This window comes from Pseudomonas sp. CVAP#3 (assembly GCF_018986375.1).
Taxonomy (GTDB): domain Bacteria; phylum Pseudomonadota; class Gammaproteobacteria; order Pseudomonadales; family Pseudomonadaceae; genus Aquipseudomonas; species Aquipseudomonas helvetica.
Map to the genome: position 1 here is coordinate 72,596 of NZ_JAHMSC010000017.1, position 26,707 is coordinate 99,302.

The window sequence follows — 26,707 nt, forward strand, 5'->3', positions numbered from 1 at the left end:
CCGTCGGACTGCGATACAGGCAAGATGAAGGTCTGCAAGTCAGAACACAGGAAGCTGATCGTGACCGAAGCCTTTATTGTCGTTCAAACCGCCGAACAAGCCGTCGATCGGCTTGCCGCTCTGCACGAGCGGGCCACCACGGCGTTGAGTCAGGCGCTCAAGCGTTATCTTAAGGACCGCATCGAACCCGACGCCGAGCAGCGTGCGATGTTTCGTTATCCGGAATTACGCCTGACCTACCTTTGCCAAGGTGAAGTCCCACAGACCACACGGGCTTACGCCAAGGTCCAGTTGCCGGGGACCTACAGCGTCACCGTCACTCATCCGGCGGCTTTCCGTAAGTATTTGTTGGAGCAACTGGTGCCGCTGATGCACGACTTCACCGTGACGGTGGAAGTTGGCGTCAGTGAGCAGAACATCCCGTATCCGTACGTGGTCGAGCAGGGCGATGAACTGGCAGGCTCCGGCGTCACCGCTGCGGTATTGGCGCGAGTGTTCCCGAGCACCGATTTGTCGGCCGCCACCGACGGTATTGCCGATGGTTTATACGACTGGGAAAACACCGACCCGCTGCCATTGGCGTTGTTCGATGCAGCGCGAGTGGATTTCTCTCTGCGCCGCCTGGTGCACTACACCGGCAGCGACTGGCGCCATGTGCAGCCGTGGATTCTGCTGACCAACTACCACCGTTATGTCGACCAGTTCATCACCCATGGCCTGGAGCAACTGCGCACCGATCCGCGTTTCGTGCGCATGGTCTTGCCGGGCAACGTGATCATCGACAAGAGCATGGATCACGGCGAAGCGTCGGCCATTGCCGCAGGCGTGGTCTGGCACCGTTATCAAATGCCGGCCTATCACCTGCAAGCCTCTGACGGCCACGGTGTCACCCTGGTGAACATTGGTGTCGGCCCGTCCAACGCCAAGAACATCACCGACCACCTGGCCGTGTTGCGCCCGCATTGCTGGCTGATGATCGGTCACTGCGGCGGCCTGCGGCAGTCGCAGACTATCGGTGATTACGTGCTGGCCCACGCTTATATGCGTCGCGACGGGATTCTCGACCGGGTGGTGCCGCCGAACATTCCGATTCCGGCCCTGGCCGAAGTGCAGATGGCCTTGCAGCAAGCGGCAGCCAACGTCACTGGCGAAAAGGGCGATGACCTGAAAAAACGCCTGCGCACCGGCACCGTGCTGACCTACGACGACCGTAACTGGGAATTGCGTTGGGCTCAGGAGCGTCCGTTGATCAACCTGTCTCGCGCGGTTGCCGTGGACATGGAAAGTGGCACCATCGCTGCGCAAGGCTATCGTCTGCGCGTGCCGTACGGCACCTTGCTGTGTGTGTCGGACAAGCCGCTGCACAGCGAAATCAAGTTGCCGGGTTCGGCCAACGCCTTCTATGAGCGTGCGGTCAGTCAGCATTTGAAGATCGGCATCGCGGCGGTGGATCTGCTGCGCACCGAGCTCAACTCGTTGCACTCGCGCAAACTGCGCAGCTTCGACGAGCCGCCATTCCGCTGATTGTTGTCATGGTCATTTAGCGGTCGGGGCACTAGCATTGGCAGCCCTGACCGTTAGATGTTGTTTTTGCCATGCCGCGTCCTCCTCGTCCCGCTTCCCGTCGCCCCGGCGTGAAACCTGCGCAATCCTCTTCAGCCCCGCGACGTGTTGCCAAAGCACCGCCGGCCGAGCCGAAGCTGATTCTGTTCAACAAACCCTTCGATGTGCTGACGCAGTTCAGCGACGGTGAAGGGCGGGCGACGCTCAAGGACTATATCGAGATTCCCGGGATCTACCCGGCAGGACGGCTGGACCGTGACAGCGAAGGCTTGCTGCTGCTGACCAACGATGGCCAGCTTCAGGCGCGCATTGCTGACCCGAAACACAAGTTGGCCAAGACCTATTGGGTACAAGTGGAAGGCGAGCCGAGCGCCGAGCAATTGCAGCGCTTGCGCGAGGGCGTTGAGTTGAATGACGGCATGACCTTGCCGGCGCAGGCGCGGCAGCTGGAAGAACCTGCACTATGGCCGCGTAACCCGCCGGTGCGCTTTCGCAAAAATGTGCCGACCAGTTGGCTGGAATTGGTGATTCGTGAAGGGCGTAACCGTCAGGTGCGGCGCATGACCGCTGCAGTTGGCTTGCCGACTCTGCGTCTGGTGCGGGTGCGAATCGGCGACTGGACCATCGAAGGCCTCGATCAGGGCCAGTGGAAAGAAGTGCCGGCGCGCTTATAAAGCGCCGGATTCGATCAGGCCGATCACCACACTCTTGATGATGAACGCGGCCACGCCCAGACCCAGCACGAAGAACAGGATGAACGAACCGAAGCGTCCGGCCTTGGATTTTTTTGCCAGATCCCAGACGATGAAACCCATGAAAATGATCAGGATGCTTACCAGACCGGTCATCATCCACTCTTCAAATACTGCAGGATCCATCGATTATCTCCAGCGCGGGCGGGGCGAAAAAAGCCGGTGAAGTATACGCCAATGGGGATTGGCTAGGTATTGATCTGCGTCTGCTCTGAGATCAACCCCTCACCCTAACCCTCTCCCCAGAGGGTAGAGGGGACTGATCCGGGGTTTCTTTAGAAATCCTGCGAGCTGAAATGTCGAGTCGATCTCAAGCTTGAAAAGCACACCGATCTGCTCCCTCTACCCTCTGGGGAGAGGGTTGGGGTGAGGGGTGGTTTTCAGATCAATCGCTATTTCGAATCCAGCAACGATCAGCTACGTAAATGAGTCAACGGCAACTCGGTGCTGTTAAGCACCTGGTTGAGCACGAAGCTTGAGCGCACGCTGGTCACGCCTTCAATGCGGGTCAGGTGGCCGAGCAGCAGTTTCTGGTAGTGGTCCATGTCCGGCACCACCACCTTGAGTTGATAGTCGGCGTCCATCCCGGTCACCAGGCTGCATTCGAGCACTTGTGGCAAGGTGCGGATGGCGGCTTCGAAGTTTTCGAAGCGCTCGGGCGTGTGCCGGTCCATGCCGATCAACACGTAGGCAGTCAGGCTCAGGCCGAGCATCTTGCGGTCGAGCAGGGCGACCTGGCGGGTGATGTAGCCGTCGTCTTCAAGCTGCTTTACCCGTCGCGAACAAGGCGATGGCGACAGGCCGATGCGTTCGGCGAGCTCCTGATTGGAGATGCGCGCGTCGCGCTGCAATTCCGCCAAAATGCTCAAGTCGTATCGGTCGAGTTTGCTCATGAATCAGGCCTTTGTCTTAACTATTGCGGTGGATTATCTATCCGTGATGAAAAATTGCGCAAGTCATGTTTATTTGAGCAATCTTCGCAATCCTCTGTCGCCACCTCAAGCCTATTCTTATCACCAGAATCACTGCCCGGACAAACAGTCCACAGCGGCCCGCCGAATCAGGCCAGCCGCGGCCACCACTCCCACAGGGGTTGAGTTGGCCCCCGGGCTACACACTGTCCAGAAGACGGAGTGAGGTGAGCCGACGTCAAAAGCGTCGAGCACGGACGAAGTTCTCAAAGGGAGGCCGACGGGTCTCCCTTTTTTATTGCGTGTAAATCAAGAAATAAGTCTGGCGACTGATAATCTGTTGCAGAACCGGCCTGTGCTTTTTCAGTCTTATGTATAGGTCACCACCGCAGTGAGGAATAGCATGAAGTCGCGCATCTGGCGTATGGCAGGTGTTGGTGTGTTGTGTGCAAGTGTCAGCGCGCCATTGCTGGCAGAAGGTCAGGGGGCTCAGGAGCAGCTTCAGGAACAGCAACGACAACAGCAACACAATAACGGTGGTGGTCAACACGAGCGTGGTGGCGAGGGGCGGCAGGGGAACAATCAACCGCGTCCCGAAAACAATCCGCCTCGCGTGGAAAACAACCAGCCACGTCCCCAAAATAACCAGCCACGGCCGCAGACTGAAATCATTCGCGGCAACAACAGCCGGCAGTTCGAACACAACGGCCAGAATCAGGGAGGCGACTGGCAGAACCGTCAGCGACACGAGCCCAATGGCCAGGTTCAAGTCCGACCCGCGCCTGCGCCTGCGAACAACCTGCCGATCCAGGGCCGTCCGGACACTGTTCGCCAGACCCAGGAGCCACAGCGTGGCTACTATCAGGACATTCCGCGGCGCAATGATTACAACCAGCGTTGGCAGGCCGGCGGTCACGATGACCATCGGGATGACCGTCGCTGGGCAGGACGTCCGGAAGGACATGGCAACGGCTGGGGTGATGGTCCGCGGTATCGGCCAGGTCAAATAATCGAGCGCTTCCCTGAGCGCCACGACCGTGTGCCGTACCGTGGGCAGGATTACTTCTACTCCGGTGGCTATTGGTATCGCCCGAACGGGCTGCGTTATGTGGTGGTCCAACCGCCTCGCGGGATCCGTGTGAGGTATCTGCCCGATTACGCTCAGGAGGTGTGGATCGGTGGCGCGCTGATGTTTCTGGCAGCAGGCGCGTACTACGCCTACGAGGAAAGCACTCAAGACTACGTTGTGGTTGAGCCACCGGTAGGCAACCCGGCACCGCAACCGACCAGCAATGGTTATGACGTGGTGGCATACCCGATCAATGGGCAGCCGCCCGAGCAGGTCACTCAGGACGGTTACGATTGTTATCGTTGGGCGGTCCAGCAGAGCGGGTTTGATCCACGGACCGTGACCTATCAGCCGGCGCCACAGGTGGTACAGACTTACCGCCAGGCCGAAGGCAATTGCCTTGTCTCACGCGGTTATCAGGTCACTTTCTGATTCCGGACGGCTGTCACCACTTCCTGCGGGTCGGCGTGCACCAGCACTTCGGCTCGCGGGTAAACGGCGTGAATGGCGTCCGCTGCTTGATCGCTTATGCCGTGAGCGACTGACAGCGTCAGTTCCCCCGGTAACTCCAGGTGCAATTGCACGAACCAGTGACTGCCGGAGATCCTTGTGCGCAAGTCGTGTGCGCCAAGTACACCGGGCACGCTGCATGCGAGTTCGAGCATGTGCTGGCTGACGTCCGGTGGCAGTTCTTCATCCATCAGCACCGCAAAACTCTCCCGGGCGATTTGTATTGCACTCCACAAAATGTAGGCGGCGATCCCCAGGCCGAACCAGGCATCGACTTGATGCCAGCCAAAACCGGCCAGTACCAACGCCACCAGGATGCTGCCGTTGAGCATCATGTCGGAACGGTAATGCAGCGAGTCGGCGCGCACCGCGCTGGAGCCGGTTTCGCGGATCACCCGGTGTTGCAGCATCAGCAGCGCCAGGGTCAGGACGAGGGAAAAGATGATCACGCCAATGCTGATCCACGGCGCGCCCACCGGTTCCGGGTGTTGCAGGCGCTCGAATGCCTGATACGCGATCAATACCGCGCTGCCCCCGATGAACAGTGCCTGTGCCATGCCCGACAAGGATTCCGCCTTGCCGTGCCCGTAGCGGTGATCGTCATCGGCCGGGCGCAGTGCGTAATGCACCGCCAACAGATTGAGCAGCGACGTCACGCCGTCGAGTGCCGAGTCCGTCAGCCCGGCGAGCATGCTCACCGATCCGCTCAGCCACCAGGCAATGGCCTTGGCGACAATGAGTATGCTCGCCACCGCCACGGAGGCGCGGGTGGCGAGGCGTAAGAGGCGAGCGTGTTCCGGGCTGCTGGTCATAGGTGGAGCGTTTCCTCGGTGTTGTGCATCAAGCAGCGGGTTGCAGGCCGAGCAAGGCCAGTTGCTGGACGCTGCCCTTGTGCTGGATCAGGCGCGGATCATCCAGCGGGAAACTGCGGCCCAGTTCGCTTTCGAGAATGGCCTGCAACTTGTGGTTATCGACCTTGCCGTCGGCATCGATGGCCTGCTGGAGTTTCTCCGGCGCCACTTGTGCGGTCTTGCCGGGTTCGAAGTAAATCGCGCCGGTGGTGAAGTCTATGGCAAACGCGACGAGCCCGGGGATGATATAGAACAGCAGGCCCACGGCGTCGAGCGCGGCAATCGCCGGGTCGATCTTGCCGTCGATCTGGCCACGGCGATCCGGGTAGAAAATCGAACCGCATGCGGTCACTTGGGTCAGCAGGGTTGCAACCAATAGACCGCCAATCAGGCGAAATGGGGCACGCATAATAAATCTCCTGAGCAAACTTGAAACGAAACGTCGTCGGTATGAAATAGGACCGTGATTAACGCCAGGCAGTTCGCCGTTATACTCGCCGATCTGTTTTGGAGCCAGCATGAACTCTTTGCCAATTGATGAAGTTTTACCCGCGCTGCGTGAAGCCTTGGCGACACGCCACGAAGCCGTGCTCGAAGCACCGCCCGGCGCCGGTAAAACCACCCGCGTACCATTGGCGATGTTGGATGAGCCATGGCTGGCCGGGCAAACCATCCTCATGCTTGAACCGCGTCGGCTGGCCGCGCGGGCGGCGGCCGAACGGCTGGCCAGCGAGCTCGGCGAGAAAGTCGGCGAAACCGTCGGATACCGGATTCGCCTGGACAGCAAGGTTGGGCCGAACACGCGCATCGAAGTGGTCACCGAAGGCATCCTCACGCGTCGCTTGCAGGAGGACCCGGCGCTGGACGGTGTGGGCCTGCTGATTTTCGACGAATACCACGAGCGTAGCCTCGATGCCGACCTCGCGCTGGCCCTGAGCCTGAATGGCCGCGAGTTGTTTCGGGAAGAGCAGCCGCTGAAGATCCTGTTGATGTCGGCGACGCTTGAAGGCGAGCGCCTCGCCGGGCTGCTGAATGACGCACCGATCCTGCGTAGTGAGGGTCGCATGTACCCGGTGACGATGCGCTGGGGCCGGCCGTTTCAGCCAGGTGAATTCATCGAGCCACGAGTGGTGCAAACCATTCTCGATGCCTTGAACGATGAAGCGGGCAGCCTGTTGGTGTTCCTTCCCGGGCAAGCGGAAATCCGTCGTGTGTACCAGCAGTTGGCGGATGCCTTGGGCGAGCGTTCCGAGGTGTTGCTCTGCCCGTTGCATGGCGAGCTCGATCTGGCGGCGCAACGTGCGGCCATCGATCCGGCGCCACCTGGCCAACGCAAAGTGGTGCTGGCCACCAACATCGCCGAAACCAGTTTGACCATTAATGGCGTGCGCGTAGTCATCGACGCCGGGCTGGCGCGAGTGCCGCGTTTCGACCCCGGCAGCGGCATGACCCGCCTCGACACCCAGCGCATCTCCCGCGCCAGCGCCACCCAGCGTGCCGGCCGCGCAGGACGGTTGGAGCCGGGTGTGTGTTATCGGCTGTGGTCGCAGGATCAACACGAACAACTGGCGGCCTATGCCAGCCCGGAAATTCTCTCGGCAGACCTTGCCGGGCTTGCCCTGCAGCTCGGGCGTTGGGGCGTGACGCCTGGGCAGTTGATCTGGCTCGATGTACCTCCGGCGGCGGCTTATGCACAGGCGCAGGACTTGCTCGAACGCCTTGGCGCGTTGCAGGGTTCGTCCGCTGAAGACTGGAAACTCACTCGCCACGGTCAGGCCATGGCCGAACTGCCGGCGCATCCGCGAATTGCGCATTTGTTACTGCGTGGGCAAGCGTTGGGGCTGGCGAACATGGCTTGCGACGTCGCTGCATTGCTCGGTGAACGGGATATTTTGCGCGGTGCCGGAGCGGACTTGCACAGTCGACTGGTGCTGTTGTCCGGCGAAGAGCGCGCGGCGCGTGGCGCTCAGGGTGGTGTGCAGCGGGCGCGGCAATTGGCCCGGCAATATCGTGGTTATCTGCGTGGCAAAGCCGAGTCGCCGGTCAGCGATCCGGAGCATCCGCGCTGGCTCGGCGCATTGCTGGTGCTGGCCTATCCGGATCGCGTCGCCCAGCAGCGCCGTGCCGGTGGTGCGGAGTATCGGTTGGCCAACGGTCGTGCGGCGTTGTTCGCCGAGGCCGACAGCCTGATGAAGCAGCCGTGGCTGGTGATCGCCGATCTGGGCAGTCGTCAGGGGCAACGCGAAGAACGGATTTATCTGGCAGCGGATTTTGATCCGGCGCTGTTCGACTCGGTGTTGGCGGAGCAGGTGCGCTGTGTCGATCAGCTCGATTGGGACGAGCGTGAAGGCGTGCTGCGGGCCGAGCGTCAGCGCAAGGTCGGCGAGCTGGTGCTCAGTCGTGAGCCGTTGACCGGTCTTGATGAAACCGCGCGCAGCCAGGCGTTGGTCAATCTGGTGCGCCGTAAGGGGTTGGAGCTATTGCCGTGGACGCCGGAGTTGCGTCAGTGGCAGGCACGAGTGGCATTGCTGCGTCAGCTGGACTTGAACAAGCAGGGCGAGAGTGAGTGGCCGGACGTCAGTGATGCGGCGTTGCTGGCCAGTCTGGAACACTGGTTGATGCCGTACCTGGGACGGGTTTCACGGCTCAGCCATTTCGCCAGCCTGGATGTGTCGAGCTTTGTGCATAACCTGCTGCCGTGGCCATTGCCGCAACGCCTTGATGAGCAGGCGCCGCATCATCTGAGCGTGCCCTCCGGTTCATCGATTCGTCTGGATTACAGCGAACAGCCACCGATTCTCGCGGTGCGTTTGCAGGAGTTGTTCGGCCTGGCCGAAACCCCGCGCATTGCCGGGGGACGGCAGGTGGTCAAGCTGCATTTGCTGTCACCGGCGCGGCGGCCGGTGCAGGTCACCCAGGATCTGGCGAACTTCTGGCGCAGCACGTATGCCGAGGTGAAGAAGGACCTCAAGGGCCGTTATCCGAAACATTACTGGCCGGATGACCCGTTGGTGGCCGAGGCCACGGCGCGGGCCAAGCCGCGTAAGTAGACGGGCTTTGTAGTGCGCAGTGGCTGACACTAATCCTGTGGCGAGGGGGCTTGCCCCCGTAGGGGCGCGAAGCGGCCCTGAACCTGTCACTACGTTTTATCAGGTACACCGCATTTGCCGATTTACGACTGCTACGCAGCCGAACGGGGGGCAAGCCCCCTCGCCACAGGTTGTTTACTTGCTCTAGGGGGCGACGGGGAGCAGAAACCGTGCAATCACCGGCAAATGATCGGAGATGCGCAGCGTATCGTCCTGCCGCACTTGCGCTTCGATACGTTTGATCCGCGGGCTGTAGAACAGGTAGTCGACGGTGCGGTCCGGGCCGTTGAGGCTGGGGTCGTTAGGGTAATGGGTCAGCCACTGGTCCCGATCGACACCGCTGGCCTCGTTGTTGGTCGGGATCATTGGGTACTTGTCCCACAACACATGCAGCGCGCTGTCGGCGGAATAGGGCGTGCGTTGCTCGGGCGCGAGGCGTTGATACTGGCCCAGCGGCAACAGGTTGAAGTCGCCACCGATCAGCCACGGCGTGCCGCGACCTTCATACGTGTCGAGCACCTTGGCAACCGCTGTCACCTTCGCCTGCTGGGCTTCATCAGGTTTCACTGCCCGATCGAGGTGAGTGTTGAGCACCGCCATTTGCCCGCCATCGCGCAGTGGCAGGTAACTCACCAATAGGGCGTTTTTCGGCTGGAACTGACGGCTGATGAAATTGATTGGCGCTTCAGGCAACTGCAGGCGTTCGGCGTGTTCGATCTGGTAGCGGCTCAAGGTCGCCAATTGCCGGCCAACGCTGCCAAAAATATGCGGATCGGGAACAAAGTCGGTCTTCCAGTCGGAGGCGTGCGTGCTGCAAGGGTAGAGGTCGGCCAGGCGTTCCTGGAGCAACTTGAGCTGGTTCTGATAGCCGCTGGCCTTGGCGTCATCATCCAGTTCCTGCAACAGGACCAGGTCCGGCTGCTCATCGCGGATTACCCGTGCCACTTCATCGAGGCTGAAGGCCATGTCTTCCGGAGTCGGACTTTCGTCAGGGCCTTGAGCCAGGTCATTCCAGAACACGTAGCGTTTACCCGCCAGGTACTGGACGTTCCAGGTCATCACCTTCAACGTCTGACCCGGCACCAGCGTGGGTGCGCTGGTGCTGCAACTGACGGGGGGCGTTTCCTTGGCGTCGGGGCGCCAGGTCAGGCTGTAGAGAAAGGAAAACAGCAGGCTGACGAGTATCAGCAGGCCCAGCAGGGTGTAGCGCAGTAGACGGGTCATGGCTCGGCTTATGGCGTTACAAAGTTGGGCCCGAGCATAACCGAGGTGCGTCCGGACCCCAAGGGTAGAGCTGTCAGGCGCTGCCTTCGGTTTTATCGGGGGCCTCGCTGATCAACATGAACAGACGAAACAGCACCACGCTGGTGAACAGTTGCAGAAAGCTGTGGACGCTTTCGATGATCAGCGACAGTGCCGGGTTCTGCGGCTCCGGATAGATGGCCATGCTCGCGCCTTTGAGCATCCACAACGGGCCCATCACGCAGAGAATGCACAGCAGGATGCGCAGGAAATTGCCGCGGGCCAGGCGCATGCTTTCCCTGATGGCCTCCAGTGGCTGCATGTTGCGCAGCACCAGCAGGTATTCGGCAAAGGCGAGCATCACCATCAGCCAGATGCCTGGCAGGAAATACAGCGACAACCCCACCAGAATCAGCAAGGTGTTGACCGCCGTCAGCAATGCAAAGCGCGGCCAGAGGCTGACCGACGCCGACAACAGGGCCAGGGTGCGCGGCGATTCGCCACGGCTGCGGGCATCGAGAAACAGGATCAGCGCGGCGGTGTACAGCGGATAGACCAGCAACCCGACAATCACGCTATAGCCGGGAAAGGCGTCTGGGCCCTGGGAGTGATCGACCAGTTGCTGAAGCAAGGCTTCAAGCACGACCAACGGCAGACACAGCGGCACGATGCGGCCCAGGTTGCGCTGGAAGAAATACAGGGAGTCGCGGAGTACGTCTAACGGATTCATCGGTCGCTTTCGCTGATTACAAAGTATGTCGACACTGTAACCGATGCGACCGGTAGTCGAGCAAACGTAAACGTTCGGTAAAGGCCATTGAAACAATCAGCAACAGCCCCATAACTAGGGGGCACCTTATCCATAAGGGAAAAGGGCAATGATTTTCCGGCAATCTATGAGGTCGCCATGAACAGCGAAGAACAAACCCTGATCGATGGACTGTTTTCACGGCTGCAACAGGCCGAAACGGATTCAGCCCCGCGCGATGCTCTGGCCGAGGCGCGGATCAAGGAACACCTGAGCCGCCAGCCAGCAGCGGGCTATTTCATGACTCAGGCGATTCTGGTGCAAGAGGCGGCGATCAAGAGCCTCGACGAGCAAAACAAACAGCTCACCCAGCAAATTCAGCAACTGCAAGCCGAGCTGCAACAGGCCCAGGCCCAGGCCGCAGCACCGGCACCAAGCAACAGCGGCGGTGGTTTCCTGTCGAGCATCTTTGGCGGCTCCCGTGATCCACAGCCTGCACCGGCCCAGAGCGCTCCAGCGTCGAGCGGTGGCTGGCGTGAACCGGCGCGGCCTTCTGCGCCACCGCCACAAAACTATGGCGCGCCACAGCAGGGTTTTGGTGCACCACAACAGAACTACGCGGCACCTCAGCAACAGGCGCCGGCAGCTGGCAGCAGCTTTCTCGGTGGCGCCTTGAAAACCGCAGCCGGCGTGGCGGGTGGCGTGATGCTGGCAGAAGGTATCAGTAGCCTGTTCCACAGCAACCAGCAGCAACCGCAGCAAATCGTTGAGGTCATCAAGGAAGAGCCGGCTCAAGTGAATGACAGCGAGCGCCTGGCCAACAACGACTCCTGGAGCAATAACGATCAGGGCGGGTTTGCAGACGCCGACGACAGCGACGACAGCTCATTCTTCGGTGGTGATGACGACGATTCCTTCGTCTGATACGCCATTCGTCCGGGGCCTTGTTGCGCCCCGGACTGATTATTCGCGGAACATTCCTTCTGACTGGCATACTGGGCGACTTTCGGACCTTGAGTCCGATCAATCGCCCGCGCTTGTGCGCGCCATGAGGATTTGCGGTGAAGAAGATCGCGGTGTTCGCCGATGTCCAAAACCTCTATTACACCGTGCGCCAGGCCTACGGTTGTCATTTCAACTACGCCGCCCTCTGGGCTGACGTCAGTCAGCGCGGGCAGATCGTCGAGGCCTATGCCTACGCCATCGATCGCGGCGACAGCAAGCAGCAGCAATTCCAGCAGATCCTGCGCAACCTCGGCTTCATCGTGAAACTCAAGCCCTATATCCAGCGCAGCGATGGCTCGGCCAAGGGCGACTGGGACGTGGGCATCACCCTCGACATCATGGATGCCGCTGATCACGTCGACGAAGTGGTGCTGGCCTCGGGGGACGGTGATTTCGACATGTTGCTGGAGCGGATCATCGCCAAGCACGGTGTTGAAGCGGTCGCCTATGGCGTGCCGGGGCTCACCGCCAATTCGCTGATTCGCGCGGCCAGCCGTTACGTGCCGATCGAAGGCGCGTTGCTGCTTAAAAACTGACTATTGAATCCAAGGAACAGGTTTGGAACGCATAGCTGTCATCGACTTTGAAACCACCGGAATCTCCCCGAGCAGCAGCTGCCGGGCCACGGAAATTGCCGTGGTGATTCTTGAGCAGGGGCGCATTGTCGACCGTTATCAAAGTCTGATGAACGCCGGCGTGCGAGTGCCGGCCTTCATCGAGCAACTGACCGGTATCAGCAACGCCATGCTGCGCACCGCGCCCTCGGCCGAGCAGGTGATGAACGAGGTCAATGAGTTCGTCGGTATCACGCCGCTGCTGGCCCACAACGCCGCCTTCGACCAGAAGTTCTGGGACTTTGAACTGGGACGGATCAAACGCACACGCTTGCAGAACTTCGCCTGCTCGCTGTTACTCGCCCGGCGCCTGATGCCGGCCGCGCCGAACCACAAACTCGGCACCCTCACCACCTTCGCCCAATTGCCCCATACCGGTCAGGCTCACCGGGCGATGGCCGACGCCGAAATGGCTGCCAACCTCACCGCGCATCTGGCGCAAGAGCTGCGGCAGAAACACGGCTTGCGCGAGTTGTCGCATGATTTGCTGTGCAGCTTGCAGAAAGTGCCGGCGGCGAAGATCAACGAACACCTCAAGCGCCATCGCGGGTTCTAAGGTTGATCGTTCTCACGCGCAGTGAATGAGATCATTCCCACGCTCCTGCGTGGGAATGCCTCACTGGACGCTCCGCGTCCGCTCTTGATGTGATGCGGTGGTACTTTGAAAAGTGTACCGGCCTTATAAACAGGTTTTGTAACTTAAGTTCCGTTCATCGGCTTTCTAAAATAACGCTCTCCTTGTCCTGCCTTCGAGCGTCCCATGCCTGGTCTACGCCGTTTCCCGTTACCGCTGATGGGTGCCTTTTTTGCGTTGTACGTGATCTGGGGATCGACCTACCTGGTGATTCGCATCGGCGTGCAGTACTGGCCGCCGCTGATGCTGGGCGGCATTCGTTTTATTGTCGGCGGGACGCTGATGTACGCCTTCCTGCGCTGGCGCGGTGTGCCAGCTCCGACCTGGCCGCAGTGGAAGGCGGCGGGGCTGATCGGGATTTTGTTGCTCAGTTTTGGCAACGGCGCGGTCAGCATGGCCGAGCACACGGGCGTGGCCTCTGGTGTCGCGGCCTTGGCGGTGGCGACAGTGCCGTTGTTTACCTTGCTCTGCGGATATTTCTGGGGCGCGCGTAATACCCGTCTGGAATGGGCGGGGATTGTGCTGGGGCTGATCGGTATCGCCATGCTCAATCTGGGCTCCAATCTGCAATCGAGTCCTTTGGGGGCTGTGCTGCTGATTGGTGCGGCGGCAGCCTGGGCGTTTGGTTCGGTTTGGAGCAAACATTTGCCAATGCCTCAGGGCGCGATGTCCAGTGCGGCGCAAATGCTGGTCGGCGGCGTGGTGTCGTTGATCGGCAGCGCGCTGGCTGGCGAACAACTGCAAAGCTTGCCGCCTCTCGAGGGGTGGGTCGCAATGATGTACTTGTCGGTGTTTGGCTCGATCGTCGCCTTCAACGCCTATATGTATCTGCTGAAAAACGTCCGCCCGGCGGCGGCCACCAGTTATGCCTACGTCAACCCGGCAGTGGCGGTGTTGCTGGGGATCGTTTTTGCCGGAGAAAGCATCGGTATTGAAGAAGCTTTGGCGATGGCAGTGATCATCAGTGCCGTGCTGCTGATCAGTCTGCCACAGTGGCGACGTGCTCCTGAGCGGCCTGCGGTCCTGGTGCCGACAGAATCCCGTGTGAATTAGGGTAAACTGCGCGCCATTGCACACTCGCGCTGATTTTTCCTACGGTATTCCCATGACTTTCGCCACTCTTGGCCTGATCGAACCCTTGCTGCGCGCCCTTGAGACGCTCGGTTACCAGACCCCGACCCCGGTGCAGACGCAAGCCATTCCGGCGGTGCTGGCCGGTCGCGACCTGATGGCTGCGGCCCAGACCGGCACCGGCAAGACCGCCGGTTTCGCCGTGCCGCTGTTGCAGTTGCTGGCCATGGAAGGGCCGAAAGTCACCAGTAACTCGGTACGTGCGCTGATCCTGGTGCCAACCCGCGAGCTGGCCGAGCAGGTTCATGAAAGCGTGCGCCAGTATGCCGAGAACCTGCCGCTGAGCACCTACGCGGTGTACGGCGGCGTCAGCATCAACCCGCAAATGATGAAGCTGCGCAAAGGTGTCGACCTGCTGGTCGCCACGCCTGGTCGCCTGCTGGACCTGTTCCGCCAGAACGCGCTGAAGTTCAACCAGTTGCAAACCCTGGTGCTGGACGAAGCCGACCGCATGCTGGATCTGGGTTTCTCCGAAGAACTGGCGAACATTTACAAGGCGCTGCCGAAAAAGCGTCAGACGCTGCTGTTCTCTGCGACCTTCTCCGATGCGATTCGCGAGTTGGCCGGGAAAATGCTCAATGATCCGCTGAGCATCGAAGTCAGCCCGCGTAACGTTGCCGCCAATACGGTCAAGCAATGGGTGGTCACGGTCGACAAGAAGCGCAAGGCCGAGCTGTTCATCCACTTGCTGCGCAAGAATCGCTGGAAGCAGGTGCTGGTGTTTGCCAAGACCCGTAACGGCGTAGACGCGTTGGTGGAAAAACTCCAGGGCCTGAGCGTGAATGCCGACGGTATTCACGGCGATAAACCACAAGCCACCCGCCAGCGCGCACTGGACCGTTTCAAGGCCAGTGAAGTGCAGATTCTGGTGGCTACCGACGTTGCGGCCCGTGGTCTGGATATCGAGGACTTGCCACTGGTGGTGAACTTCGACCTGCCGATCGTTGCCGAGGATTACATCCACCGTATCGGTCGTACCGGCCGAGCGGGCGCGACGGGTGAAGCGATTTCACTGGTGTGTGCCGATGAAGTGAATCAGCTGTCGGCCATCGAGATGCTGACGCGTCAGACCTTGACCCGCCATATGGAGCAGGACTTTGAGCCTGAGCACCGTGTGCCGGACACTGATGCCAGCGGCCAGGTGGTCAAGAAACCGAAAAAGCCGAAGAAGCCCAAAGTCTCCGGTGGCGGCAAACGCAACCTCGGCAAGTGGGTGGAAAGCGGTGATGCTTCGGCGCCGGAACCTTCGATCAAGCCTGTGCGAAAAGTACCGGTGTTCAATACCGGGCCACGTAAGCGTAAGCCTTGATTTGGGTTGCCTTGGGTGTGTGATCGGCTTGAGATCTCCCCCTCACCCCAGCCCTCTCCCCACAGGGGCGAGGGGGAAAGGGAGCAGATCTCCAAGCCCTTCAAAACCTGAGTTCGACTCGGACTTTCAGGTCGATGTAACTCGAAAGAACACCTCAGTCAGTCCCCTCGCCCCTCTGGGGAGAGGGTTAGGGTGAGGGGGATCTGGAAGGTTGTAGGGAAACGAGAGGTAAACGAATCACATCCCACGCTGCAACCACTCCACCATCCCCAACCCCGCCGCTCGCCCACTGGCGAAACACGCGGTCAGTAGATAGCCACCCGTTGGCGCTTCCCAATCGAGCATTTCCCCCGCGCAGAACACGCCAGGCAACTGCTTGAGCATCAGCTTTTCATTCATTGCCTCGAACGTCACGCCACCGGCGCTGCTGATGGCTTCGTCCAATGGGCGGGTGTTGACCAGCGTCAGCGGCAAGGCCTTGATCGCATTGGCCAGCAACAGCGGGTCAGTGAAGCATTCGGCCGGTGTCAATTCGCGCAACAGTGCCGCTTTGACACCGTCGAGGCCGAGTTGGCTGTGCAGGTGTTTGGCCATGGAGCGTGAACCGCGGGGCTTACTGAGCGCCGACTGGATTTTATCCACAGGCCTGCCGGGCAGCAGGTCGAGATGAAGGGTGGCCGAGCCGGTCTGATTGATGGCTTCACGGATCGGCGCCGACAACGCATAAATCAAACTGCCTTCGATGCCGGTCGCAGTGATCACGCATTCGCCGAGTCGCGGTACATCATCGTTTAAGCCGATGGCGATATTTTTCAGCGGGGCTCCGGCGAATTTGCTGACCATCAGCTCGCTCCAGGCCTTCACCTCGAAACCACAATTACTCGGTTGCAGTGGCGCCAGGGCAACTCCGCGTTGTTCCAGCGGCAGCATCCAGGCGCCATCCGAACCCAAACGCGACCAACTGCCGCCACCCAGCGCCAGTAACAACGCATCGGCGCTGATCGCTTTCTCACCGTCAGGGCTATCGATGCGCAGGCTGCCATCGGCGTTCCAGCCCAGCCAGCGGTGGCGGGTGTGGATAACGACGCCGGCATCGCGCAGGCGTTTGAGCCAGGCACGCAGTAGCGGGGCGGCTTTCATGTCGGTCGGAAACACACGGCCAGAGCTGCCGATAAAGGTTTCGATACCCAACCCATGAATCCACCGGCACAAGGCTTCGGCCCCGAATTCGCGCAGCAACGGGGCGATGTGCGGGGCGCGCTCGGCGTAACGGGCCAGAAATGCCGGGTAGGCTTCGGAATGGGTAATGTTCATGCCGCCGACGCCGGCCAGCAGGAATTTGCGACCTACCGAGGGCATGCCGTCGTACAGATCGACCTTGACCCCGGCCTGGCTCAGTACCTCGGCGGCCATCAGGCCGGCGGGGCCGCCGCCGATGATGGCGACGTGGTGAGGGCGGTTGGCGGAGGGCTGGGTCATGGCGTGAGCTGCGGTTCGTCGGAATAGGGCGGGCATTCTATCAGGAGTGCAGCCTTTGGCAGCCCCGCCCCGGTCCGTAGGAGCTGGCGTAGCCTGCGATCTTTTGACGTTTCGCTGGTCGCGGGAGCTCAAGATCAAAAGATCGGAGCCTGCGGCAGCTCCTACAGGGTGTGTTTGTTGCTGGTTAAAAAATGCTCAATGGCTTGCAGGCTATACGCGCTATGGCCTGTAGGTCCTTTCGCTCAGGTTATCCACAGGCCGTTCCACAGGCATTGTGGGTAAAGCATCCACACCTCAGTGACAACCTGATGACTGCCAGACCCGTTGTGCGCTGTGATGGAGGATGCCATGGCGTCGCGCCAGGGCCTGGCGGTCCTTGCTGTAGCCGCCGCCGATCACCCCGACCACCGGAATGTCGCGCCCCAGGCAATGGCGCAGTACGCTTTCGTCACGGGCGGCGACGCCTTCATCGGTCAGTTTCAGGTAGCCCAGCGCGTCATCTTTATGCACATCGACACCGGCGTCATACAGCACCAGGTCGGGCTGATAGAGCGGCAGCAGATAATTCAGCGCGTCATCGACGACTTTCAGGTAATCCTCGTCGCCCATGCCCATGGGCAGCGGAATGTCCCAATCGCTTTTGGCCTTGCGTGCAGGAAAGTTCTTTTCGCAGTGCAGGGAAACCGTCACCGCATCCGGGGTATGTTCCAGTATGCGTGCCGTCCCATCGCCTTGGTGCACGTCACAATCGAAGATCAGTACCCGACCGACCCGGCCACTTTCCAGCAGGTAATGGCTGATCACTGCCAGGTCATTGAAAATGCAGAAACCTGCCGGGTGATCGTAATGGGCGTGATGCGTGCCGCCGGCCAGATGGCAGGCCATGCCGTGTTCCAGCGCCTGCTCGGCGGCCAGCAATGAGCCGCCGACCGCGCGCACCGTGCGTCGGGCCAGCGCTTCGTTCCACGGCAGACCGAGCCGCCGCTGGTCTTCGCGGGACAACTCGCCGCCCATATAGCGTTCGATATACGCAGGGTCATGGGCGAGGGCGAGAATCTCGGGCGGGCAGATTTCCGGGCGCAGTAACTGGTGATCCTGGGTCAAACCACTGTCCACCAAGTGATCGCGCAGCAGTCGGAACTTGTCCATGGGAAAGCGATGTTCCGCCGGGAACTCGGGGCTGTAGTCTTCGTGGTAAATCAGCGGCAGCGACATGGCGATTTCATGGAGTGAATGAGTAAAGGATCCTACCAGCGATGTAGACTTGTTTGCAGGGGAACGGAGGGGGAACAATGGAGCCGATACTGCAACTCGAGAGCGCGCGGCTGCTGATGCGCCAATGGCGCGATGAGGATTTGCCGGCGTTTGCGGCGATGTGCGCCGACCCGCAGGTCATGCGCCACTTTCCGGCACCCTTGAGCCGCTTGGAAAGTGCGGCATTGATCGGGCGAATCCGTGGTCATTTCGCGGAGCATGGTTTCGGCCTGTGGGCGCTGGAGCGCAAGGACACCGGCGCATTTATCGGTTTTACCGGATTGGCGGTGGTCGGTTTCGAAGCTTCTTTCACCCCGGCCAGCGAAATCGGCTGGCGTCTGGCCCGTGAGCATTGGGGGCTGGGCTACGCCAGTGAAGCAGCCTGGACCGCTCTGCGTTGCGGCTTTGACCGTTTGGCGCTGGACGAAGTCGTGGCGTTTACCACCGAGGCCAACCTGCCTTCGCAGAAAGTCATGCAAGCCATTGGCATGCATCACGACCCCGCAGCGGATTTCGAGCACCCCAAACTGGCGGCCGATCATCCGTTGCGCCGCCATGTGCTCTACCGCATTACCCGCGAGCAGTGGTTGGAAACCTTGCATGGATAAGATAGCCGGGATGTTTACAATGGGCTCATGGTTGGCCTTGGCCACTATCTGAATCGACCGCCGCAGCCAAGACTGCGCGGCATTGCTCTGTGTGAGGAGAGTCTGAATGAGCCATGTGTTGGATGATCTGGTCGACTTGTTGACCCTGGAACCGATCGAAGAAAACCTGTTTCGCGGTCGCAGCCAGGACCTGGGTTTTCGTCAGCTGTTCGGCGGCCAGGTGTTGGGCCAGTCCCTTTCGGCGGCCAGCCAGACGGTCGAAGACGCGCGCCACGTGCATTCGATGCACGGTTATTTCCTGCGTCCGGGCGATGCGGGTATGCCGGTTGTCTATCAGGTGGATCGGGTGCGCGATGGCGGCAGCTTCAGCACTCGCCGCGTGACGGCGATCCAGAAGGGCAACCCGATCTTCACCTGCAGCGCATCGTTCCAGTACGACGAAGAAGGCTTCGAACACCAGACCGCAATGCCGCAAGTGGTCGGCCCGGAAAACCTGCCGTCGGAGCTGGAAATCACCCAGCAACGCGCGCATTTGATTCCCGAGCACATGCGCGAAAAGCTGCTGTGCCCAAAGCCGATCGAAGTCCGCCCGGTGACGGAGAAAGACCCGTACAACCCACAACCGGCCGACCCGATCAAGTACGTCTGGTTTCGCGCCGACGGTGCGTTGGCCGACACACCGGCGCTGCACAAATACCTGCTGGCCTATGCCTCCGATTTCGGTTTGCTGACCACCTCGATGTTGCCGCACGGCAAGTCGGTCTGGCAGAAAGACATGCAAGTCGCCAGCCTTGATCACGCGTTGTGGTTCCACGCCGACCTGCGCGCCGATGACTGGTTGCTGTACGCCATGGACAGCCCATGGGCCGGCAATTCTCGCGGCTTCTCACGCGGCAGTGTGTTCAACCGCGCCGGCAAGCTGGTGGCATCGGTGACGCAGGAAGGCCTGATTCGTCATCGCAAGGATTGGGCATGAGTCTCTCCGAGGTGCGGCATTGGGTGTTCGACATGGACGGCACGCTGACCGTGGCCGTGCACGATTTCGTGGCGATTCGCCAGGCGCTGGCGATTCCCGCTGAACACGACATCCTCACCCATCTTGCGGCGCTGCCGGCCGATGAAGCCGCAGCGAAACACGCGTGGTTGCTGGAGCATGAACGCGACCTGGCCCTGGGCTCCAAACCTGCTCCCGGTGCGGTGGAACTGGTGCGTGAACTGGCCGGGCGCGGTTATCGCCTCGGCATTCTCACGCGCAATGCGCGCGAGCTGGCCCATGTCACGCTTGAGGCGATTGGCCTGGCTGACTGCTTTGCGGTGGAGGATGTATTGGGTCGTGATGAAGCTCCGCCCAAACCGCATCCGGGTGGTCTGCTGAAGCTGGCCAAGGCCTGGGATGTGGCGCCGAGCGAGTTGGTGATGGTCGGCGATTATCGCTTCGACCTGGATTGCGGGCGCGCGGCGGGGGCACGGACGGTGTTGGTGAATTTGCCGGATAATCCGTGGCCCGAGCTGGCCGACTGGCATGCACAGGATTGTGTGCAGTTGCGGCAGATGTTGTCGGCTTGAGATATTTGTTGTCTGGTTAACCGCTATCGCGAGCCTGCTCGCGATGGGGCCATATCAGGCGACACACTTTCAGCTACTGAAACAACGCCTTCTGCCCCTCGGGCGAGGTGAACATCTTGTCCCCGTTATGCCCGACCCCGGGCACTTCGATCAGCCGCTGATTCAGACCTTCGGGATGGCGCTGCTGTAAATAGTCGAAATAGTTGTGCCCACGAATCAGCCGATACGCGCCTTGCGTTTCGGCGGCGCAACTTCTGTCCAGTGCCGGATGATGCGGGTTGGTGTCTCGCTGACCGAGCAAATAGGTGATGTTGCGCTGGACGTAGCCTTGCTCCAGTTGCTGCGGCGTTTGCCCGTTGGCGTAGTCCGGCAGTTTCAGCAGTCCATACTTCCAGTCATTGAAACCGGGGCAATGCGCGGCATTGAACGGCCCCGGCCGCTGCTCATCGAAATACGCATACGAAGACGGGTTGGCGATCACGTAGCGCACACTGACTCCCGCCGCTTGCAGTGCTGGCTGATCGTGCCCGAGCAACGCATACCGTTGCACCACTTGCGCACCACCGGAGTGCCCGGCGATAACGATTTCCTTCAGGGTTGGAAACTGCTGGCGATCGCTCAGGCGTTCCAGAATCTTGTCGAGCACCGCATAAGAACTCAGCGGATTCGCTCCGATGGACAGCTCGCCGGCCATCCAGTCATCACCGCGCCAATGCAGCAGGCTGTCGGGCAGTTGATGGCGTGCGATGTCGCTTTCATTAAGAAATTGCGGCGCTATCACCAGGGTGGTTGCGCTTTGTCCGGCCTGCTCGGCGGCTCTTTCCGCGCTCTGGCGGTAGGTTTCGGCATTGCGCAAGCGCCCGTGAATCACGATCAGTACACGCTGGATTTGCGGTGACGACTGGCTTATGCCAACCGCCAGTTCGGAGTCGCCCATGTTCAGCCGACCAGGGCTGATGAGCTTGACCGCATGCTCGGCAGCCAGCAGGTTGGCGCTGCCGAATAACAGAGCGAATACCAGCAGCCAGCGCGTGCGCATTTAGAGGCTCTTCGTCGAGAAGGTGTCGCATTGACTGACCTGGCCCTGGGCGAAGCCGGTCTTGAACCAGCGAACCCGTTGCGCCGAGGTGCCGTGGGCGAAATCGCCGTCACCACCGCCAGCATCCTCACCGCGTGCATCGACCACGTTGTCACTGCGGCGGCCTTTTTTCCATAGCATGTGGGAATCCTCTGTTTACGCGTGGTGATGAGTGTTGCTGGTGGCTGGGATGGGCGCCAGGTTGATGGTCAGACTATGCCGAATAAAAGGCAGTATGGCATTCACCTGCAAAAACGATGGCGGCAGACGAGCTTCGGCGAACGTCTCAGGCATCACGCTGGCTGTTTGGTTCCCTTGCCAGTCACGGCTGAACGCCGCAGTTCCACATTTTGCATTCATCCGCTTGTCTTCTAGAATCGGTCAAATTTCGTCTGGAATCCCACCATGGCCGGCAGTCAAATCGAGCGCGTCTTCAGTGTGCTGGAAAGTCTTACCAGCGACCCGCGAGGCCTGCCGATGCAGGTGTTGGCCGAGCAGCTGGAAATCCCGAAAAGTGCCACTCACCGCTTGCTCGCCGAGCTGATCCGGCTGGGTTACGTGCGGCAGAATCCGGACAACCTGCGGTATCACCTGTCGACCAAACTGGTTGCCATGGGCTTTCGTTATCTGTCGAGCAGCGGCGCGGATATCGTCCAGCCGGTACTGGATCGGTTGGCCCAGGAAACCGAGGAATTGGTGCGATTGGGGGTGATTGAAGGCGAGCGTCAGACCTGGATCGCCAAGTCCCAGGGGGCGCGCTCGGGCTTGCGTTATGACCCGGACATGGGCCGCGATGCACCGTTGTTCTACACCGCCTCCGGCCATGCGTGGCTAGCGGGTATGAGCGACGCAGAGGCCTTGTCGCTGGTGGAGCGTCAAGCCGCCGATGTACCGCCGGACCTGGGACCGAATGCGCCACGTTCCACTATCGAATTGCTCGAACGCCTGCGCCTGGCCCGCGAACACGGCTATGCCTGGGTTCAGGAGAGTTCGGCAGTCGGTACCTCGGCAATCGCCGCCGTGGTGCGCCATCCGCTGAATGGGCGGGTGGTCGGTGTGCTCAGTGTCGCCGGACCGAGTGCGCGGCTGCCCGAGTCTCGACTGCATGAACTGGCGCCGCTGTTGTTGCAGTTTGCCCAGGAGTTGTCGGTGGCGAGTCAGGCGTCGGAGTTGTTCAACTGATCACCATCTTCATGTAGAAACTGTGCGCTGTTCGAACACTATTGGTGTTTTCTTGTGTGAGAAACTGGAATCAAGTTCTAAATTATTGGAATTCGATGTCCTGACAATCATCACTAGAGGATTGCACTGTGAGTTTGCCACTTCGCATCGGGTTGAGCAGTGCCGGGACTATGGGCCAGCCGCATTCCCAGGCTGTATCGAGCACTCCGCTTTCCGGTATCAATCAGCCCTTCAAAGGCATCCTGCTGATCGTTGTTGCGACCTTCCTGTTTTCCACTCACGACGCTTTGTCCAAATACCTGTCGGGTTTCTATCCGGTGATCATGGTGGTGTGGGCGCGGTATCTGGTTCATACGCTACTGATGGCCGGGATTTTTCTGCCGCAATCCGGCTTGCGTGTCCTGCGCACGAAACGCCCGTTGCTGCAGTTGCTGCGGGCGTTGTGCTTGCTTGGCACCAGTCTGTTGTTCACCACGGGCTTGTTGTTCATTCCCTTGGCGGAAGCCACGGCGGTCAACTTTCTTGCACCGGTGCTGGTGACTGCGTTGTCGGTGCCCTTGCTCGGTGAGCGGGTGACGCGCGGGCAATGGCTGGCGGTGATGTGCGGGTTTATCGGCGTGTTGATCATCGTCCATCCGGGCGGTGATTTGTTCACTCCGGCGGTGTTGCTGCCGTTCTGCTCGGCGTTGTTTTTCTGCTTCTACCAACTGCTGACACGCAAACTCAGCGAGGTCGACAGCCCGACCACCAGCAACTTCTTTGCCGGTTTGTGCAACACCCTGGTCATGAGCGCGCTGGTGCCGATGTTCTGGCAAGTGCCGAGCTTTACCCACGGTCTGTTGATGCTGGCGCTGGGTAGCTGCGGGATGACCGCGCATCTGCTGCTGACTCAGGCGTTTCGGCATGCCGCGCCGGCACTGCTGGCACCCTTTGGTTACTGTCAGATCGTGTTTGCCGGACTGCTCGGCTGGTTGCTGTTTTCCCACACGCCAAGCCTGACCACGGTGATCGGCATCGCGATCATTTGCCTCAGTGGTCTGGCGGCAGCCTGGCAACAGCGCAGAGGCTGATTGCCCTCAAAACCTGAAACGCACCACCAGGTTCTGCAAACCGGCCGCCAGTTGCGACAACTCCCGACTGGTGGCGCTGGTCTGGGTCGACGCATCGGCGCTTGCCAGCGACAGGTCGCGGATGTTCAGCAGGTTGCGATCTACCTCCCGGGCCACTTGTGCCTGCTCTTCCGAGGCGCTGGCGATCACCAGGTTGCGCTCGTGGATCTGCTCCATGGCGCAGGTGATTTGCGTCAGGGCCACGCCGGCCTGTTCGGCGATCGACAAGGTCTGGGCCACGCGCTGGCTGTTGCCGTGCATCGACAGCACCACACTGTCGGTGTCGCCCTGAACCCGGGCGATCATCTGCTCGATTTCCCGCGTCGACTGCTGGGTGCGGTGGGCCAGGGCTCGCACTTCATCGGCGACCACGGCAAAACCACGCCCGGCTTCCCCGGCTCTTGCGGCCTCGATGGCGGCGTTGAGGGCCAGCAGGTTGGTCTGTTCGGCAATGGCGCGGATGACGTCCAGTACTTTGCCAATTTCCCGAGACTGTTCGGCCAGGGTCTGAACCTGTTGCAGCGCGGTGCCGACTTCGGCACTCATGGCCTGGATCGAATCGAGGGTCTCGATCACTCGCGCCTGGCCCTGAGTGGCCTCTATCGTCGATTGGCGCGTGGTGTCTGAGGTCGAGACCGCGTTGCGCGCCACTTCTTCGACGGCGACGGTCATTTCATTGACCGCCGTGGCGGCCTGCTCGATTTCGTTGTGCTGCTGTTGCAAGCGATTGGAGTCCAGCCCGGTGTTCTGGCTCATCTGCTGCGCCGCACCGTTCAGTTGGTTCGACGTATCGCTGATCAACTGCAGGGTGTCGCGCAGGCTGTTCTGCATGCTGGCCAGGGCCCTGAGCAGACGGGCGGTTTCATCGGGCCCCTGGCTCTGGATCGGCGTACTCAGGTCACCGTCAGCGACCTGCTCGGCCACACGCACAGCCTGGCGGATGGGCATGACGATGCTGCGGATCAGCAGCCAGGCCAGGCATGAGGTCAGCAGGGCAACGGCGATCAGTGCGCCGATCACGGTCATTTTTACCTGGGCGTAAAGCGCGTCGGCATGGTTGGCCGATTGACTGACTTCGCTGGCGGTGAGGTTCATCAGCTCGGTGAATTGATCGCCGGTCCGGGTCGAGTAATCCTGGATTTTTCCGTTGAGCAGCGCGCTCATGTCCTCGCTGCGGTTTTGCCGGGACAGTTCTTCGTATTGATCCAGCGCCTGTCGGTAGCTCTTTACAGTGCTGACAAAGGTTTCGTACTGCACACGGTTGTAGTCGTCGACCAAGGGCGCGAATCTGGTCAGCGTTTGCTCAAGCCAGCCTTCCACCTGGTGCAGGCGAGCGATAGTGGCATCGAGTACTTTGGGTTCGCGGTTGAGCGCCATGCGCAGGCTGAGCACGCGAATGCTCAGAATGTAGTCGCGGATTTCCCCCAGGTAGCGTGTGCTGGGCAGGGAGACGTTTTCGGTGTGCTGGCCGGTGGCGCGTACTTCGGCCACCTGCTTGAGGGCAAACAGTCCTTGCAACAACACCAGCAGGGCGATTAGGCCGAAGCTGATCAGCGCACGTTTGGCGATGCTCAGGTTACCCAGAGACATGGTATGAGCTCCGTGGACGGAAGAATGAGGGACGAAATCGGCAACCGTGCAAACAAAAAAAACGCAGGCCTGAAACCAGGCCTGCGAAAGAGGAAGCGTCAGTCTTCGAGGTTCGGAATCTTGCGCGGTGCCATGAAGTACAGCCAGATCAGCGCAATGAAGTACATCGCCGGAATCATGGTGAACAGCACGGTGTAGTTGTTATTGGTGATGGTCAGAATGTGCCCGACCAACTGGGTCATGAACATCCCGCCAATGGCGGCGCACATGCCGCCGAAACCGAACACCGTGCTCATCATGTGCTTGGGCGTGTAGTCCATCACCAGGCTCCAGATGTTCGCAGTCCAGGCCTGGTGCGCGCCGATGGCCAGCGAGATGGCAAACACCGCGACCCACAGGTTGCTGGAGCCGGCGGCCATGATCACGCCGATGATGCAGCAGGCGAACAGCAGCATCGACATTAACCGGGCCTTGATCGGGTTGACCCCACGGCCGATCAGGAACGAGGACAGAATGCCGCCGCCGACACTGCCGAAGTCGGCCGTCATATAGATGATGATCAGCGGAATACCCATTTGGGTCACGTTGATCCCCAGGTTGTATTGCTGATTGAGGAACGGCGGCAGCCAGTACAGGTAGAACCAGAACACCGGCGCGGTCATCGAGTAGGCGAGGGCGAAGGCCCAGGTGCCACGCATCCGCAGGATCCGCGAGAACGGTACGCGGGTTTGTTCCGGTTCGGCTTCGTTCTGGATGTAGTCCAGTTCCGATTGCTTCACCGACGGGTGATCTTCCGGGTTGAAGTACTTCAAGCCCCAGAACACCAGCCAGATCCCGCCCAGTGCCGACATGCACAGGAACGCGGCTTGCCAGCCCCAGACATGCAGGATCAGCGGCAGCAGCATTGGTGTGAACATCGCGCCGACGTTGGTCCCGGCATTGAAGATGCCCGTGGCCACGGCGCGCTCACCGGCAGGGAACCATAGCCGGGTGGTCTTCACGCAGGCCGGGTAGTTGGCGGCTTCGGTCAGCCCGAGGATAAAGCGGCAGACCATAAAGCCTACGGCCGAGGTTGCCAGGCCATGGGCGCCGGTCGCCAGGCTCCAGAGCAAGACCGCGCAGAAGAACACGCGCTTCACGCCGACCCGGTCGATCAGCCGGCCTTGCAGTACGAAGCCGACGGCATAGCCGACCTGAAACCAGAAGTTGATGTTGGCGTAATCCATCGCCGTCCAGCTCATTTCCTTGGCCAGGATTGGCTGCATCACGCCCAGTGCGGCGCGGTCGATGTAGTTCAGGGTGGTGGCGAAAAACACCAGCGCCAGCATGCCCCAACGGGTTTTGCCGACCGCCATGGCGCCGCGGATTTTGTCGCCGATGCCGCCGGTCGCGACGCCCATGGCCGGAGCCATG

The 26,707-nt window shown here is 60.6% G+C and carries 25 protein-coding genes and 1 pseudogene; 14 read left to right on the forward strand and 12 right to left on the reverse strand.

Translation table 11 applies throughout. From position 1 onward, the window contains the following. The first annotated feature begins 24 nt into the window (after positions 1 to 24). Positions 25 to 1,524, forward strand: coding sequence for an AMP nucleosidase (amn, locus tag KRR23_RS23320; protein ID WP_178098715.1), 1,500 nt, complete (start codon positions 25 to 27; stop codon positions 1,522 to 1,524). Between the two features lie 71 nt (positions 1,525 to 1,595). Beyond that, positions 1,596 to 2,237 (forward strand): pseudouridine synthase, encoded by a 642-nt coding sequence (locus KRR23_RS23325; RefSeq protein ID WP_253912224.1) that lies wholly within the window; start codon positions 1,596 to 1,598, stop codon positions 2,235 to 2,237. Here KRR23_RS23325 and KRR23_RS23330 read toward each other — a convergent pair. Further along, positions 2,232 to 2,441: a DUF2788 domain-containing protein gene (locus KRR23_RS23330; RefSeq protein ID WP_003228500.1), complete on the reverse strand. Its 210-nt coding sequence runs from the start codon at positions 2,439 to 2,441 to the stop codon at positions 2,232 to 2,234. The genes KRR23_RS23325 and KRR23_RS23330 overlap by 6 nt on opposite strands. A 287-nt stretch (positions 2,442 to 2,728) precedes the next feature. Further along, entirely contained in the window at positions 2,729 to 3,208 is a 480-nt protein-coding gene (locus tag KRR23_RS23335) for an Lrp/AsnC family transcriptional regulator (protein WP_007894448.1), read from the reverse strand. Between the two features lie 421 nt (positions 3,209 to 3,629). Between KRR23_RS23335 and KRR23_RS23340 the strand changes: the two genes are divergently transcribed. Further along, positions 3,630 to 4,727 (forward strand): DUF6515 family protein, encoded by a 1,098-nt coding sequence (locus KRR23_RS23340; protein ID WP_216744419.1) that lies wholly within the window; start codon positions 3,630 to 3,632, stop codon positions 4,725 to 4,727. Here the strand turns inward: KRR23_RS23340 and KRR23_RS23345 are convergent. Together KRR23_RS23345 and KRR23_RS23350 are read right to left on the reverse strand one after the other, a co-directional pair. Then, entirely contained in the window at positions 4,712 to 5,617 is a 906-nt protein-coding gene (locus KRR23_RS23345; RefSeq protein WP_216744420.1) for a cation diffusion facilitator family transporter, read from the reverse strand. The two genes, KRR23_RS23340 and KRR23_RS23345, sit on opposite strands and share 16 nt — an antisense overlap. A gap of 28 nt (positions 5,618 to 5,645) precedes the next feature. Then, positions 5,646 to 6,065 carry a hypothetical protein gene (locus tag KRR23_RS23350; protein WP_054594184.1) on the reverse strand — a complete coding sequence of 140 codons (420 nt, stop codon included), beginning with the start codon at positions 6,063 to 6,065 and terminating at the stop codon, positions 5,646 to 5,648. A gap of 109 nt (positions 6,066 to 6,174) precedes the next feature. Here KRR23_RS23350 and hrpB point away from each other — a divergent pair, with 109 nt between their 5' ends. After that, entirely contained in the window at positions 6,175 to 8,706 is a 2,532-nt protein-coding gene (gene hrpB, locus KRR23_RS23355; protein ID WP_216744421.1) for an ATP-dependent helicase HrpB, read from the forward strand. A 183-nt stretch (positions 8,707 to 8,889) separates the two neighbouring features. On the opposite strand, the gene KRR23_RS23360 is transcribed toward hrpB, so the two are convergent. Both KRR23_RS23360 and KRR23_RS23365 read right to left on the reverse strand, forming a co-directional pair. Further along, positions 8,890 to 9,969, reverse strand: a complete 1,080-nt coding sequence (locus KRR23_RS23360) for an endonuclease/exonuclease/phosphatase family protein (protein ID WP_216744422.1) — start codon at positions 9,967 to 9,969, stop codon at positions 8,890 to 8,892. A 73-nt stretch (positions 9,970 to 10,042) separates the two neighbouring features. Next, on the reverse strand, positions 10,043 to 10,717 hold the full coding sequence (locus tag KRR23_RS23365; RefSeq protein ID WP_216744423.1) for a YciC family protein: 675 nt from the start codon (positions 10,715 to 10,717) through the stop codon (positions 10,043 to 10,045). 177 nt (positions 10,718 to 10,894) lie between these two features. On the opposite strand from KRR23_RS23365, the gene KRR23_RS23370 reads away from it, so the two are divergent. The 5 genes from KRR23_RS23370 to KRR23_RS23390 all read left to right on the forward strand — a co-directional run bounded on the left by KRR23_RS23370 (position 10,895) and on the right by KRR23_RS23390 (position 15,428). After that, a complete protein-coding gene (locus KRR23_RS23370; RefSeq protein ID WP_216744424.1) occupies positions 10,895 to 11,659 on the forward strand; it encodes a DUF2076 domain-containing protein in 765 nt (254 codons plus the stop codon). A 137-nt stretch (positions 11,660 to 11,796) separates the two neighbouring features. Then, entirely contained in the window at positions 11,797 to 12,276 is a 480-nt protein-coding gene (locus tag KRR23_RS23375) for an NYN domain-containing protein (protein ID WP_019691557.1), read from the forward strand. A 22-nt stretch (positions 12,277 to 12,298) separates the two neighbouring features. After that, positions 12,299 to 12,910, forward strand: coding sequence for a PolC-type DNA polymerase III (locus KRR23_RS23380; RefSeq protein WP_019691558.1), 612 nt, complete (start codon positions 12,299 to 12,301; stop codon positions 12,908 to 12,910). 204 nt (positions 12,911 to 13,114) lie between these two features. Further along, positions 13,115 to 14,041 carry a drug/metabolite exporter YedA gene (yedA, locus tag KRR23_RS23385; RefSeq protein WP_216744425.1) on the forward strand — a complete coding sequence of 309 codons (927 nt, stop codon included), beginning with the start codon at positions 13,115 to 13,117 and terminating at the stop codon, positions 14,039 to 14,041. A gap of 52 nt (positions 14,042 to 14,093) precedes the next feature. After that, positions 14,094 to 15,428, forward strand: coding sequence for a DEAD/DEAH box helicase (locus tag KRR23_RS23390; protein ID WP_216744426.1), 1,335 nt, complete (start codon positions 14,094 to 14,096; stop codon positions 15,426 to 15,428). A 237-nt stretch (positions 15,429 to 15,665) separates the two neighbouring features. Here the strand turns inward: KRR23_RS23390 and KRR23_RS23395 are convergent, their stop codons facing one another. Both KRR23_RS23395 and KRR23_RS23400 read right to left on the reverse strand, forming a co-directional pair. Then, a complete protein-coding gene (locus KRR23_RS23395; protein ID WP_216744427.1) occupies positions 15,666 to 16,907 on the reverse strand; it encodes a TIGR03862 family flavoprotein in 1,242 nt (413 codons plus the stop codon). A gap of 294 nt (positions 16,908 to 17,201) precedes the next feature. After that, positions 17,202 to 18,122 (reverse strand): histone deacetylase, encoded by a 921-nt coding sequence (locus KRR23_RS23400; RefSeq protein ID WP_216744428.1) that lies wholly within the window; start codon positions 18,120 to 18,122, stop codon positions 17,202 to 17,204. 77 nt (positions 18,123 to 18,199) lie between these two features. Between KRR23_RS23400 and KRR23_RS23405 the strand changes: the two genes are divergently transcribed. The 3 genes from KRR23_RS23405 to KRR23_RS23415 all read left to right on the forward strand — a co-directional run bounded on the left by KRR23_RS23405 (position 18,200) and on the right by KRR23_RS23415 (position 20,335). Next, a complete protein-coding gene (locus tag KRR23_RS23405; RefSeq protein ID WP_216744429.1) occupies positions 18,200 to 18,769 on the forward strand; it encodes a GNAT family N-acetyltransferase in 570 nt (189 codons plus the stop codon). 106 nt (positions 18,770 to 18,875) lie between these two features. Beyond that, positions 18,876 to 19,745, forward strand: coding sequence for an acyl-CoA thioesterase II (gene tesB / locus KRR23_RS23410; protein ID WP_216744430.1), 870 nt, complete (start codon positions 18,876 to 18,878; stop codon positions 19,743 to 19,745). Continuing rightward, positions 19,742 to 20,335 carry an HAD family hydrolase gene (locus tag KRR23_RS23415; protein WP_216744431.1) on the forward strand — a complete coding sequence of 198 codons (594 nt, stop codon included), beginning with the start codon at positions 19,742 to 19,744 and terminating at the stop codon, positions 20,333 to 20,335. The genes tesB and KRR23_RS23415 overlap by 4 nt, the downstream gene beginning before the upstream one ends. 73 nt (positions 20,336 to 20,408) lie before the next feature. Here KRR23_RS23415 and KRR23_RS23420 read toward each other — a convergent pair whose 3' ends face one another. Together KRR23_RS23420 and KRR23_RS23425 are read right to left on the reverse strand one after the other, a co-directional pair. Further along, positions 20,409 to 21,374, reverse strand: coding sequence for an alpha/beta hydrolase (locus KRR23_RS23420; protein WP_216744432.1), 966 nt, complete (start codon positions 21,372 to 21,374; stop codon positions 20,409 to 20,411). After that, a pseudogene (locus KRR23_RS23425) lies at positions 21,375 to 21,476 on the reverse strand (neutral zinc metallopeptidase); the annotation flags it as partial. It abuts the gene before it with no gap. 342 nt (positions 21,477 to 21,818) lie between these two features. Between KRR23_RS23425 and KRR23_RS23430 the strand changes: the two are divergent. Next, complete coding sequence (locus tag KRR23_RS23430) at positions 21,819 to 22,595, forward strand: IclR family transcriptional regulator (protein WP_216744433.1); 777 nt, start codon at positions 21,819 to 21,821, stop codon at positions 22,593 to 22,595. A 170-nt stretch (positions 22,596 to 22,765) separates the two neighbouring features. Further along, entirely contained in the window at positions 22,766 to 23,665 is a 900-nt protein-coding gene (locus tag KRR23_RS23435) for a DMT family transporter (RefSeq protein WP_216744459.1), read from the forward strand. A 6-nt stretch (positions 23,666 to 23,671) separates the two neighbouring features. Here KRR23_RS23435 and KRR23_RS23440 read toward each other — a convergent pair whose 3' ends face one another. Next, on the reverse strand, positions 23,672 to 25,294 hold the full coding sequence (locus tag KRR23_RS23440; protein WP_216744434.1) for a methyl-accepting chemotaxis protein: 1,623 nt from the start codon (positions 25,292 to 25,294) through the stop codon (positions 23,672 to 23,674). Positions 25,295 to 25,392: 98 nt separating this feature from the next. Then, complete coding sequence (locus KRR23_RS23445; RefSeq protein ID WP_253912227.1) at positions 25,393 to 26,706, reverse strand: MFS transporter; 1,314 nt, start codon at positions 26,704 to 26,706, stop codon at positions 25,393 to 25,395. Position 26,707: the final 1 nt, after the last annotated feature.

Excerpts from the sequence above, each read along its gene's own strand:
- KRR23_RS23430 (WP_216744433.1), top strand. The coding sequence starts at position 21,819 with ATGGCCGGCAGTCAAATCGAGCGCGTCTTCAGTGTGCTGGAAAGTCTT.
- KRR23_RS23365 (WP_216744423.1), bottom strand. The coding sequence starts at position 10,717 with ATGAATCCGTTAGACGTACTCCGCGACTCCCTGTATTTCTTCCAGCGC.
- KRR23_RS23435 (WP_216744459.1), top strand. The coding sequence starts at position 22,766 with ATGGGCCAGCCGCATTCCCAGGCTGTATCGAGCACTCCGCTTTCCGGT.
- KRR23_RS23350 (WP_054594184.1), bottom strand. The coding sequence starts at position 6,065 with ATGCGTGCCCCATTTCGCCTGATTGGCGGTCTATTGGTTGCAACCCTG.
- KRR23_RS23395 (WP_216744427.1), bottom strand. The coding sequence starts at position 16,907 with ATGACCCAGCCCTCCGCCAACCGCCCTCACCACGTCGCCATCATCGGC.
- KRR23_RS23325 (WP_253912224.1), top strand. The coding sequence starts at position 1,596 with ATGCCGCGTCCTCCTCGTCCCGCTTCCCGTCGCCCCGGCGTGAAACCT.
- KRR23_RS23335 (WP_007894448.1), bottom strand. The coding sequence starts at position 3,208 with ATGAGCAAACTCGACCGATACGACTTGAGCATTTTGGCGGAATTGCAG.
- KRR23_RS23390 (WP_216744426.1), top strand. The coding sequence starts at position 14,094 with ATGACTTTCGCCACTCTTGGCCTGATCGAACCCTTGCTGCGCGCCCTT.
- tesB (WP_216744430.1), top strand. The coding sequence starts at position 18,876 with ATGAGCCATGTGTTGGATGATCTGGTCGACTTGTTGACCCTGGAACCG.
- KRR23_RS23330 (WP_003228500.1), bottom strand. The coding sequence starts at position 2,441 with ATGGATCCTGCAGTATTTGAAGAGTGGATGATGACCGGTCTGGTAAGC.
- KRR23_RS23345 (WP_216744420.1), bottom strand. The coding sequence starts at position 5,617 with ATGACCAGCAGCCCGGAACACGCTCGCCTCTTACGCCTCGCCACCCGC.
- amn (WP_178098715.1), top strand. The coding sequence starts at position 25 with ATGAAGGTCTGCAAGTCAGAACACAGGAAGCTGATCGTGACCGAAGCC.
- hrpB (WP_216744421.1), top strand. The coding sequence starts at position 6,175 with ATGAACTCTTTGCCAATTGATGAAGTTTTACCCGCGCTGCGTGAAGCC.
- KRR23_RS23370 (WP_216744424.1), top strand. The coding sequence starts at position 10,895 with ATGAACAGCGAAGAACAAACCCTGATCGATGGACTGTTTTCACGGCTG.
- KRR23_RS23420 (WP_216744432.1), bottom strand. The coding sequence starts at position 21,374 with ATGCGCACGCGCTGGCTGCTGGTATTCGCTCTGTTATTCGGCAGCGCC.
- KRR23_RS23340 (WP_216744419.1), top strand. The coding sequence starts at position 3,630 with ATGAAGTCGCGCATCTGGCGTATGGCAGGTGTTGGTGTGTTGTGTGCA.
- KRR23_RS23440 (WP_216744434.1), bottom strand. The coding sequence starts at position 25,294 with ATGTCTCTGGGTAACCTGAGCATCGCCAAACGTGCGCTGATCAGCTTC.
- KRR23_RS23360 (WP_216744422.1), bottom strand. The coding sequence starts at position 9,969 with ATGACCCGTCTACTGCGCTACACCCTGCTGGGCCTGCTGATACTCGTC.
- yedA (WP_216744425.1), top strand. The coding sequence starts at position 13,115 with ATGCCTGGTCTACGCCGTTTCCCGTTACCGCTGATGGGTGCCTTTTTT.
- KRR23_RS23405 (WP_216744429.1), top strand. The coding sequence starts at position 18,200 with ATGGAGCCGATACTGCAACTCGAGAGCGCGCGGCTGCTGATGCGCCAA.
- KRR23_RS23400 (WP_216744428.1), bottom strand. The coding sequence starts at position 18,122 with ATGTCGCTGCCGCTGATTTACCACGAAGACTACAGCCCCGAGTTCCCG.
- KRR23_RS23445 (WP_253912227.1), bottom strand. The coding sequence starts at position 26,706 with ATGGCTCCGGCCATGGGCGTCGCGACCGGCGGCATCGGCGACAAAATC.
- KRR23_RS23415 (WP_216744431.1), top strand. The coding sequence starts at position 19,742 with ATGAGTCTCTCCGAGGTGCGGCATTGGGTGTTCGACATGGACGGCACG.